Origin of the sequence: Kitasatospora sp. NPDC056651 (assembly GCF_042792155.1) — a bacterium.
Taxonomy (GTDB): domain Bacteria; phylum Actinomycetota; class Actinomycetes; order Streptomycetales; family Streptomycetaceae; genus Kitasatospora.
Window position 1 is genome coordinate 23,249 of record NZ_JBHTWX010000118.1, and the last position, 6,085, is coordinate 29,333.

A 6,085-nucleotide genomic window follows, 5' to 3' on the forward strand; every position below is an offset into this window, starting at 1 on the left:
GGATGCCTACCTGGGGGGACAGGCTCCTCGTCGCGGGCGGCGCCCCGGTCACCGTCCCGCGTGACCCGGCGCGCGACGCCGCCCGTGACGAACTCCTCGACGCGGAGTACCACAAGCACGACCCGTCCGTCCTGAAACGGATCACGGACTGGATCTACGACCACGTCGCCGGCGCGCTCGACAGCATCTCCGGCGAGGGCACCGACGGCACCACCGGGCTGATCCTCTTCCTGATCGTCGCGGTGCTGATCGGCGCCGCCCTCTGGTGGCGGCTCGGCGCACCCCGCCGTGCGGCCCGCACCGTCCAGGACGTGTACGGCGACGGCGGACCGCGCAGCGCCGACCAGTACCGGGCGGACGCCGCCGGACACGCCGCCGCCGGACGCTGGTCCGAAGCCGTCCGCGAGCAGATGCGCGCCCTGGTCCGGAGCCTGGAGGAGCGCACCCTGCTCGACACCCGCCCCGGCCGCACCGCCGACGAGGCCGCCGCCGAGGCCGGACGGGCCCTGCCCGAGCACGCCGCCGCACTGGCCGCGGCCGCCCGGACCTTCGACGACATCGCGTACGGCGAGCGCACCGCCGACCAGGCCGCGTACCGGCTGCTGCACGACCTCGACCGGACGCTGGAGCGCACCCGCCCCGTCCTCGCCCCCGCCCCGGCCCCGGCGCCGACCCCAGGAGGAGCGGCATGACCGCCCCCGCCCCCGCCGCCACCCCGACCAGCCTCGCCCCCACCGCCGGGGGCCTGTGGCGCCGGGCCCGCTGGTACCTGGCCGTCCTCGCCGCCCTGCTGATCGGCGCCACCGCCGTGTCCGCCCTCGGCCAGGACCGCCGCTACCCGCCGCTGGACCCCCGCTCCTACGACCGCGACGGCGCCCACGCCGTCGTCGCCCTGCTCGAACGCCAGGGCCTCAAGGCCGAGTTCACCTCCGACCCGACCGTCACCCCGGCCGGCCCGGACACCCTCGTCCTGCCCGAACCCGATCTGCTCAGCCCCGCCCAGCTGCGCACCGTCGCCGCCGCCCGGCACCGGCGGCTGGTGCTGGTCGCCCCCGGCCCGGCCGCGCTCACCGCGCTCGCGCCCGGCATCCGGCCGTCCGACGACGCCGGCGGGCTGCCGTACGCCTCCGTCCGCTCCACCCCCGCGGAATGCACACTTCCCGAGGCCGTCCGGGCGGGCAGCGCCCAGCAGGGCGGCATGCTCTACACCAGCGGAAGCCGCGGCGAGGGCTGCTACCCGCGCGGCCACGGCTACCCGCTGGTCGGCATCCCGGTCGGCGACGGCGGCCACGATGTCATCGTGCTCGGCAGCGGTGCCTTCCTCAGCAACGGCGAGCTGGCCGGGGACGGCGACGCCGCCCTCGCCCTCGGTCTGCTCGGCTCGCAGCCCCGCCTCACCTGGCACCTGCCCGACTACTCCGTCCCGCTCCCCGAAGGCACCCGCACCAAGACCTTCGGCGACTACCTCCCGAGCGGCTGGCACTGGGCCGGCTACCAGCTCGCCGTCGCCGCCGTGCTCGCCGCCCTGTGGCGCGGACGCCGGCTCGGCCCGGTGATCAGCGAGAACCTGCCCGTGGTGGTCCGCGCCGCCGAGACCACCGAGGGCCGCGCCCGGCTGTACCGCAGGGCCAGGGCCCGCGGCCGCGCCGCCGAGGCCCTGCGCACCGCCGCCGCCCACCGCCTCGCCCCGGCCCTGGGCATCCCGCTCCGGGCCGGCGCACCCGACCCCGACGCGCTCTGCGCCGCCGTGGCCGACCGGTCGCCCGAACGGCCCGCCGGGGACGTCCGGGCCCTGCTGTACGGCCCGCCCCCGACCGACGACGCCGCACTGCTGCGGCTCGCCGACGACCTCGACGCCCTCGAAAGGCAGGTACGGAACCCGTGACCGACCAGGCAACCGCCCAGCTCCGCTCCGTCCCCGGCACGGCACCCGCCACCCCCGCCACCGACCCGCGCGCCGCGCTGACCGCCCTGCGCGCCGAGATCGGCAAGGCCGTGGTCGGCCAGGACGCCGCCGTCACCGGCCTGGTCGTGGCGCTGCTCTGCGGCGGGCACGTCCTGCTGGAAGGCGTCCCCGGCGTCGCCAAGACCCTGCTGGTGCGCACCCTGTCCACCGCGCTCAGCCTGGAGACCAAGCGCATCCAGTTCACCCCCGACCTGATGCCCGGCGACGTCACCGGCTCGCTCGTCTACGACGCCCGCACCGCCGAGTTCTCCTTCCAGCCCGGCCCGGTCTTCACCAACCTGCTGCTCGCCGACGAGATCAACCGCACCCCGCCCAAGACCCAGGCCGCCCTGCTGGAGGCCATGGAGGAGGGCCAGGTCACGGTGGACGGCGAACCGCGCCCGCTGCCCGTCCCGTTCCTGGTCGCCGCGACCCAGAACCCGGTCGAGTACGAGGGCACCTACCCGCTGCCCGAGGCCCAGCTGGACCGCTTCCTGCTCAAGCTGGTCCTGCCGCTGCCCGACCGCGACCAGGAGTTCCAGGTGCTCTCCCGGCACGCCGCCGGCTTCGACCCGCGCGACCTCCGCGCGGCCGGCGTCCGCCCGGTCGCCGGGCCCGGGCACCTGGCCGCCGCCCGCGAGCAGATCGCCGGGCTGACCGTCTCCCCCGAGGTCCTCGCCTACATCGTCGACCTCTGCCGGGCCACCCGGAACTCCCCGTCGCTGTCCATCGGCGTCTCCCCGCGCGGTGCCACCGCCCTGCTCGCCGCCTCCCGCGCCTGGGCCTGGCTGGCCGGCCGCGACTACGTCACCCCGGACGACGTCAAGGCACTCGCCCTGCCCACCCTGCGGCACCGGGTCGCGCTGCGCGCCGAGGCCGAGATGGAGGGCGTCACCGCCGACTCCGTCATCCAGGCCGTCCTCGCCCAGACGCCCGCACCCCGCTGATCCCACCGCACCCGTTCCGTTCCCGAAGGAGCGCAACCGCATGGCCCTCACCGGGCGAACCGCCCTGCTCGCCGCGCTCGGCGCGCTCGTCGTGGGCCTGCTGCTGCCGTCCCGCACCGGGATCGGCCTGGTCACCGGTGCGGTACTGGTCGCCGTCGCGGTCGACCTGGTGCTCGCCGCCCCCGTCCGCCGCCTGCGGATCGAACGGGGCGGCGACACCACCGTCCGGCTCGGCGAGAGCGCCACGGTCGAACTGACCGTCACCAACCCGTCCGGCCGGCCGCTGCGTGGCCTGGTCCGGGACGCCTGGGCCCCCTCCGCCTGGCTTCCCGGCGCCGCCGAGGCCGCCTCCCGGCACACCCTGGCCCTGCCCGGCGGCGAACGGCGCCGGATCACCACCGTGCTCACCCCCACCCGCCGCGGCGACCACCACGCCCACCGGGTGACGGTCCGCTCGCTCGGCCCGCTCGGTCTGGCCGGCCGTCAGGGCTCGCACCTCGTCCCCTGGACGGTCCGCGCGCTGCCCCCGTTCACCAGCCGCAAGCACCTGCCCTCCCGGCTCGCCCGGCTGCGCGAACTCGACGGCCGCACCTCGGTACTGACCCGCGGCCAGGGAACCGAGTTCGACTCCCTGCGCGAGTACCTGCCCGGCGACGACGTCCGCTCCATCGACTGGCGGGCCAGCGCCCGCCGCAGCACCGTCGCCGTCCGCACCTGGCGCCCCGAACGCGACCGGCACATCCTCGTCGTCCTCGACACCGGCCGCACCTCGGCCGGCCGGGTCGGCGACGCCCCCCGGCTGGACGCCGCCCTGGACGCCGCGCTGCTGCTCACCGCCCTCGCCACCCGGGCCGGCGACCGGGTCGACCTGCTCGCCCACGACACCCGCAAGCGCGTCGCGGTGGCCGGCAGCTCCGCCCACGAGGTCCTGCCCGCCTTCACCAACGCGATGGCCGGCCTGGAACCCGCGCTGCACGAGACCGACATGCGCTCGCTGGTCTCCACGGCGCTCAGGATGGCACCGCACCGCTCGCTGATCGTGCTGCTCACCGGACTGGACGCGGCGCCCGCCGAGGACGGCCTGCGCCCACTGCTGCCCTTGCTCACCAAGCGCCACGAGGTCGTCCTCGCCTCCGTCGCCGACCCGCGGCTGGACGAGCTCGCCGCCGGACGGGGCACCCTGGAGGCCGTCTACGGAGCGGCCGCCGCCGAGCAGACCCGCGCCGACCGCCGCGCCACCGCCGAGCGCCTCACCCGCCACGGCGCCACCGTCCTGGACGCCCCGCCGGCCCGGATCGCACCGGCCCTCGCCGACACCTACCTGGCGCTGAAGGCGGCCGGCCGACTCTGAGCCGCCCTCCCCTCAGCAGTTCCGACGACCCATCATCTCCGCGTTGAGCCTGGCCGCCTGACGGATCAGATGGTCGCGCTCGGCGAGGTTGGGAGCCTTGAGCGCCGCCTCCGCGTACAGCCGGGCCGCCGTGGCCGCGTCCCCCGCACGCTCGTGGAGGTACGCCGCCGCCGCGGTGTGGCGGGGCAGCGCGTCGTCCAGCTCCGCGAGTGCCGCCAGCCCGGCGCGCGGACCGTCGGCCTCGCCGACCGCCACCGCGCGGTTGAGCCGCACGACGGGGCTCCCGGTCAGGCGGACGAGCTCGTCGTACCACTCGACGATCTGCACCCAGTCCGTCTCCTCGGCGGTGGGCGCGTCGGCGTGCAGCGCCGCGACGGCGGCCTGGGCCTGGAACTCACCCAGACGGTCCCGCGCCAGGGCCGCCTGGAGAACGGCCACGCCCTCTGCGATCAGCCCCGTGTCCCACCGCCCGCGGTCCTGCTCCGCGAGCGGCACCAGGCTCCCGTCGGGCCCGGTCCGGCCCGCCCGGCGGGCGTGGTGCAGCAGCATCAGGGCCAGCAGCCCCGCCACCTCGGGGTGGTCGATCACCGCCGCGAGCTGCCGGGTGAGCCGGATCGCCTCGGCCGCGAGGTCGACGTCGCCGGAGTAGCCCTCGTTGAAGACCAGGTAGAGCACCCGGAGCACGGTGGCGACGTCCCCGGGCTGATCGAACCTGACGGCCGAGACGGTGCGCTTGGCCCGGCTGATCCGCTGCGCCATCGTCGCCTCGGGCACCAGGTAGGCACGGGCGATCTGCCGGGTGGTCAGCCCGCCCACGGCCCGTAGCGTCAGGGCGACCGCCGAGGAAGGCGTCAACGAGGGGTGGGCGCACAGGAAGTAGAGCCGGAGCGTGTCGTCCACGGCGGCCGCGGGGCCCGGCCCGGGTTCCCGGTCGACCAGGTCCTCCCGTCGCCGACGGGCGGCGTCCGACCTGGTCGCGTCCAGGAACTTCCGCCAGGCCACGGTGACCAGCCAGCCCTTGGGATCGCGCGGCTGCTCCGCAGGCCACAGCCGGACCGCCTCGACCAGCGCCTCCTGGACGGCGTCCTCGGCCGCCGCGAACTCCGCTCCGCGGCGGACGAGGACGCCGAGGACGCTCGGCGTGAGGCTCCTCAGCAGGGCCTCGTCCATGGGAGCGGTCACTCCGTGCAGTTCGGCGGCATGGCCAGGAACGGCCGCAGCTCCAGCCACTCGTGGATGGGCTTCCCGCCGGCTCCGGGGGCGGCGGACAGCTCCGCGGCCAGTTCGAGGGCCCGCTCGTAGCTGTCGACGTCGATCACCATCCAGCCGGCGATCAGGTCCTTGGTCTCCGCGAACGGTCCGTCCGTGACCGGCGGCCGCCCCTCGCCGTCGTACCGGACCCAGGTCCCCTCGGGCGCGAGGGCCTGGGCATCGACGAACTCACCGGTCGTCTCCAGCCGGGCGGCGAAGTCCCGCATGTACGTGATGTGCGCCGAGACCTCCTCGGGCGTCCACTGGTCCATGGGCGTGCAGCCGGCCGCGGCCGGGGCGCCTCGGTAGTGCTTCAGCAGCAGGTACTTGGCCATCGTCGTCTCCTCCGAAGCTGGTGCGACCCATTGTGGCCGCGCTCACCCCTGGGACGGCGCCGGGCACGGGTTCTCGACACCGCCGGCCAAGATTTTTTGGAGCGAGATGGTCCGGAAACGCGAAGAACCCCCATCCGGAAACCGGATGGGGGTTCATTCACAATAATTGTTCGGCGGCGTCCTACTCTCCCACAGGGTCCCCCCTGCAGTACCATCGGCGCTGTGAGGCTTAGCTTCCGGGTTCGGAATGTAACCG

The 6,085-nt window shown here is 75.7% G+C and carries 6 protein-coding genes and 1 rRNA gene; 4 read left to right on the plus strand and 3 right to left on the minus strand.

What is annotated here, in order from left to right; all coding sequences use genetic code 11:
• The first annotated feature begins 2 nt into the window (after nucleotides 1-2).
• Genes ACFRAR_RS32555 through ACFRAR_RS32570 form a run of 4 tightly spaced genes read left to right on the plus strand, consistent with a single transcriptional unit; the run spans nucleotide 3 to nucleotide 4,243 of the window.
• The gene (locus tag ACFRAR_RS32555) at nucleotides 3-692 is read left to right on the plus strand and encodes a DUF4129 domain-containing protein (RefSeq protein ID WP_380702815.1); all 690 of its coding nucleotides are present in this window, start codon (nucleotides 3-5) and stop codon (nucleotides 690-692) included.
• The gene (locus tag ACFRAR_RS32560) at nucleotides 689-1,885 is read left to right on the plus strand and encodes a DUF4350 domain-containing protein (RefSeq protein WP_380702817.1); all 1,197 of its coding nucleotides are present in this window, start codon (nucleotides 689-691) and stop codon (nucleotides 1,883-1,885) included. Before ACFRAR_RS32555 ends, ACFRAR_RS32560 begins: the two co-directional genes overlap by 4 nt.
• Complete coding sequence (locus ACFRAR_RS32565; RefSeq protein ID WP_380702819.1) at nucleotides 1,882-2,892, plus strand: AAA family ATPase; 1,011 nt, start codon at nucleotides 1,882-1,884, stop codon at nucleotides 2,890-2,892. Before ACFRAR_RS32560 ends, ACFRAR_RS32565 begins: the two co-directional genes overlap by 4 nt.
• A 40-nt stretch (nucleotides 2,893-2,932) precedes the next feature.
• Nucleotides 2,933-4,243 (plus strand): DUF58 domain-containing protein, encoded by a 1,311-nt coding sequence (locus tag ACFRAR_RS32570; protein ID WP_380702821.1) that lies wholly within the window; start codon nucleotides 2,933-2,935, stop codon nucleotides 4,241-4,243.
• 12 nt (nucleotides 4,244-4,255) lie between these two features.
• Here the strand turns inward: ACFRAR_RS32570 and ACFRAR_RS32575 are convergent, their stop codons facing one another.
• The 3 genes from ACFRAR_RS32575 to rrf all read right to left on the minus strand — a co-directional run.
• Nucleotides 4,256-5,413, minus strand: coding sequence for an RNA polymerase sigma factor (locus ACFRAR_RS32575; RefSeq protein ID WP_380702827.1), 1,158 nt, complete (start codon nucleotides 5,411-5,413; stop codon nucleotides 4,256-4,258).
• An 8-nt stretch (nucleotides 5,414-5,421) separates the two neighbouring features.
• Nucleotides 5,422-5,829 carry a YciI family protein gene (locus ACFRAR_RS32580; protein WP_380702823.1) on the minus strand — a complete coding sequence of 136 codons (408 nt, stop codon included), beginning with the start codon at nucleotides 5,827-5,829 and terminating at the stop codon, nucleotides 5,422-5,424.
• Nucleotides 5,830-5,997: 168 nt separating this feature from the next.
• Nucleotides 5,998-6,085: ribosomal RNA gene (gene rrf, locus ACFRAR_RS32585) — 5S ribosomal RNA — on the minus strand; the annotation flags it as partial.